3 protein-coding genes are annotated in these 3422 nt (G+C 48.9%); 2 read left to right on the top strand and 1 reads right to left on the bottom strand.

The features are described from left to right. Together J5224_RS24165 and J5224_RS24160 are read left to right on the top strand one after the other, a co-directional pair. A partial coding sequence (locus J5224_RS24165; protein ID WP_264627769.1) for a dihydroxy-acid dehydratase occupies positions 1-949 on the top strand: 949 nt, incomplete at its 5' end. A 166-nt stretch (positions 950-1115) separates the two neighbouring features. Beyond that, on the top strand, positions 1116-2414 hold the full coding sequence (locus J5224_RS24160) for an MFS transporter (RefSeq protein WP_264627768.1): 1299 nt from the start codon (positions 1116-1118) through the stop codon (positions 2412-2414). 50 nt (positions 2415-2464) lie between these two features. Here the strand turns inward: J5224_RS24160 and J5224_RS24155 are convergent, their stop codons facing one another. Beyond that, positions 2465-3220: an IclR family transcriptional regulator gene (locus tag J5224_RS24155; RefSeq protein ID WP_264627767.1), complete on the bottom strand. Its 756-nt coding sequence runs from the start codon at positions 3218-3220 to the stop codon at positions 2465-2467. Between the last annotated feature and the right edge of the window lie 202 nt (positions 3221-3422).

Below are 3422 nucleotides of genomic sequence, written 5' to 3'. Positions count from 1 at the left end.
AAACAACGTTACCGCCCGCGACATTATTACCATCGATGCGATTAAAAACGCCATCAGGGTGTTGATGGCAATCGGTGGCTCCACCAATGCGGTTCTGCACCTCTCCGCATTGGCACATGAGCTTGATATCTCAGCTGAAACCATGATGGCTCTGTATGAAGAACTGAGCGACAGCACGCCACAAATCGTCAAGGTGAACCCGGCGGCGAAGTTCGATATGGAGGATTTCCACCGTGCGGGCGGCATTCCACAAGTGATGCATGAAATCAGCGGATTGCTGGAGAAAGGCGCGCTCACCGTCACCGGGCAAACCGTCGGAGAAAACCTGGCGGCAATGAACCTGTTGTATCAGCCTAACCGTGACATCATCAAACCCATAGAAACACCCTTTGCCCCTCAGGGTGGGATTGCCATTCTCAAAGGCAATATCGCACCAAAAAGCGGGGTGACCAAACCGGCCGCCATTTTGCCAGAAATGCGCCATTTCACCGGGAAAGCCGTCTGTTTTGACAGTGAAGATGCCGCCGAGGAAGCCATTCTGGCCGGACATATCAAACCCGGAGACGTGCTGGTCATTCGCTATGAAGGCCCCAAAGCCGGCCCCGGCATGCGCGAAATGTTCAAGGCGATGAAATACCTGTATGGCATGGGGCTGGCCAGTAACACCGCCATCATTACCGATGGCCGTTTCTCCGGCACCAATAATGGCTGCTTTGTTGGTCATATTTCGCCAGAGGCGGCGGAAGGCGGCCCGATTGCCGCACTGCGCGATGGCGACATGATCACTATTGATATTCCTAACAAAACGATTCACGCCCATTTAACCGATGAAGAAATCGCTCAGCGGTTACAACAATGGCAGGCACCCAAACGTAAATTCACCAAGGGTATTTTGGGCATCTACTCACAATTAGCCAGCTCGGCACATGAGGGTGCCGTTTTGAAATAACCAGATTGTCATTATTGATGACATTGCACCCGTAATAATTCGCGTGACAGGACGATGGCCTCACTTACCATGAGGCCAAGGAATGGAATGAATAACCTACGCCGTTTTAATTATGCCGGGAATATACGCTGTACCTACCAATTAATAATAATAGCAGGGCTATAGTATGGAAAATACTAATCCAGCAGTAACTTACAATCAGGTTGATGCAACAATACCCAACGCCAGATGGTGGCATATTATTCCCGCCACCATATTAGTTTATATCGTCGCATTTATGGATCGCACCAATATCGGGATCGCCATTGCCGGCGGTATGGATAAGGATCTCGGTATTACCTCCTCGGTCGCCGGAGCCGCTGCGGGTATCTTCTTTTTCGGCTATCTCTTTTTGCAAATTCCTGGCGGCCATTTTGCAGAAAAGGCCAGCGCCAAGAAATTTATCGCCTGGACCATCGTGTTTTGGGGCGGTCTGGCCATGGTATCGGGCTTTGTACAAAATACCTGGCAACTGATGACGGTGCGCTTCTTCCTCGGCGTAGCGGAAGGTGGGGTTTATCCTGCCATTCTTGCGTTGATCGGCCACTGGTTCCCCAATAAAGAGCGAGCCCGCGCCATTGCATTTTTCCAGATGAACATGGCAATTGCGGTGATCATTACCAGCCCGATTTCCGGCTGGCTGATTCAAAACTATGACTGGCGCGTGATGTTTATCGTTGAGGGGCTGGTTTCCCTGGCGCTGCTGTTTATCTGGCTGCCGCTGGTCGCCGATCATCCCAAAGATGCCAAATGGCTTTCTGCGCAAGAGCGGGAATGGATCGAAACCGAATTGCGCAACGATGTGGAAGAAAATAAACGCAATCAGGGCGCACTCTCTCAAGGGGGTTACAAAGCCCTTTACCGTAGCCTGAACCTGTGGCGCATGGTGGCAATTTACTTCTTTATGTCCGCTGGCTTTTACGGTTTCTCACTGTGGATGCCCACGCTTATCAGTGAGCTCACCAAATCCACCATGACGGTCGTCGGTTTACTGACCGCCGTGCCCTTTATCTTTACCATTATCGGCCAGTATATTTTCGCCAGACTGTGCGACGCCACCATGAACCGTCGGCTCTTTACCGCACTGTCATTCTTTGGCATTGCCATCTCACTGGCCCTTTCTGTGGTACTGAAAGAAAACGTCTGGCTTTCCTACGGCATGCTGGTGTGCGGCGGGTTTTTCCTGAACGCCTGGGCAGGTCCGTACTGGTCAATGCCTACCCTGCTGTTCCCGGCGGAAGCGTTGGGTGGCGCGCGCGGCACCATCAATGCCATCGGCAGCCTGGGTGGATTCTGTGGACCCTATTTAGTCGGTCTGATTTCACTGTATTTAGGCAGCAAGATGGGCGTATTAATGCTGGTCGTCTCGCTGATTATTGCCGCATTGCTGACGTTATCGCTGCCAAAAGTGACAGCCAATAAATAATCAGTCTGAATAGGAAAAAGAGCGTTGCTGGCAGCGCTCTTTTTTATTTTTTACTCATAGAGCTTGCGGCTGATTTTTTGGCAGGCTTCACGTAATTGATGAATGATTTCCTCATGCCGTGTTTCGGGTATTTGAAAAGTGACGCCCGTGACGCTCACACCGGCAATAATATCGTGATGCCCATCGAATATTGGCATGGCAATACAAAATATGCCCAAATCCCCTTCTTCGCGATCGAAGGCATAGCCTGTTTTTCTGATCTCTTGCAGCTCTTTTTTCAGGGCGGTTTTTGTTGGAATGGTCATCGGGGTGAAAATTTCCAGATTCTCTTCCGGCAACAAGCGATCCAACTCTTCATCACTTAACTGAGAAATCAGCGCTTTACCCAACCCAGAACTGTGCAGCGATAACTTTTTACCCACCACGCTCTTAATGCTAATCAGTTGATTACTTTCTATTTTATCCAGGTAAATCGGGCTGTCGCCATCGAGTACGCCCAAATGACACGTCAAATTAAGTTGGTTCACCAGTTCGGACAATAGGGTATGAGCCACAGATTTAACATTAAAATTCTGAATGGCCGCACTGCCATATTCATACATTTTCAGGCCCAGGTGATATTTGTTTTTTTCAAATTTCACCAGACGGTGCGTAACCAGTGACGACAACATCAGGGAGAGGCTGCTTTTCGGCAAGGATAATGCATTGTGTATTTCGGTAAAGGTTGCCACATTCCGTGTTGAAAGATAATCAAGCAGCAAAATCATTTTATCGATAGCCGGCACTTTTGTTTTTGCATTATTCATGTTTGCTCCTGGTTTACACCCTGTTTAACCCCGACACCAATATTATAACTGATTGATATTTAATATGACATTATCTGTTCGTCAGATTTCATGCTGCAACAATTCTGCACCTATCCTAGCGTATTGTGTTAACAACACCACGCGACTCGACCGCACGAATGGTATCCTGTTACGCAGGATTTTTGTTCAAACAAAAAGCTAA

The sequence above is a fragment of the Candidatus Symbiopectobacterium sp. NZEC135 genome (assembly GCF_025962695.1).
This window is presented reverse-complemented; position numbering and strand designations above follow the sequence as displayed.

Excerpts from the sequence above, each read along its gene's own strand:
- J5224_RS24160 (WP_264627768.1), top strand. The coding sequence starts at position 1,116 with ATGGAAAATACTAATCCAGCAGTAACTTACAATCAGGTTGATGCAACA.
- J5224_RS24155 (WP_264627767.1), bottom strand. The coding sequence starts at position 3,220 with ATGAATAATGCAAAAACAAAAGTGCCGGCTATCGATAAAATGATTTTG.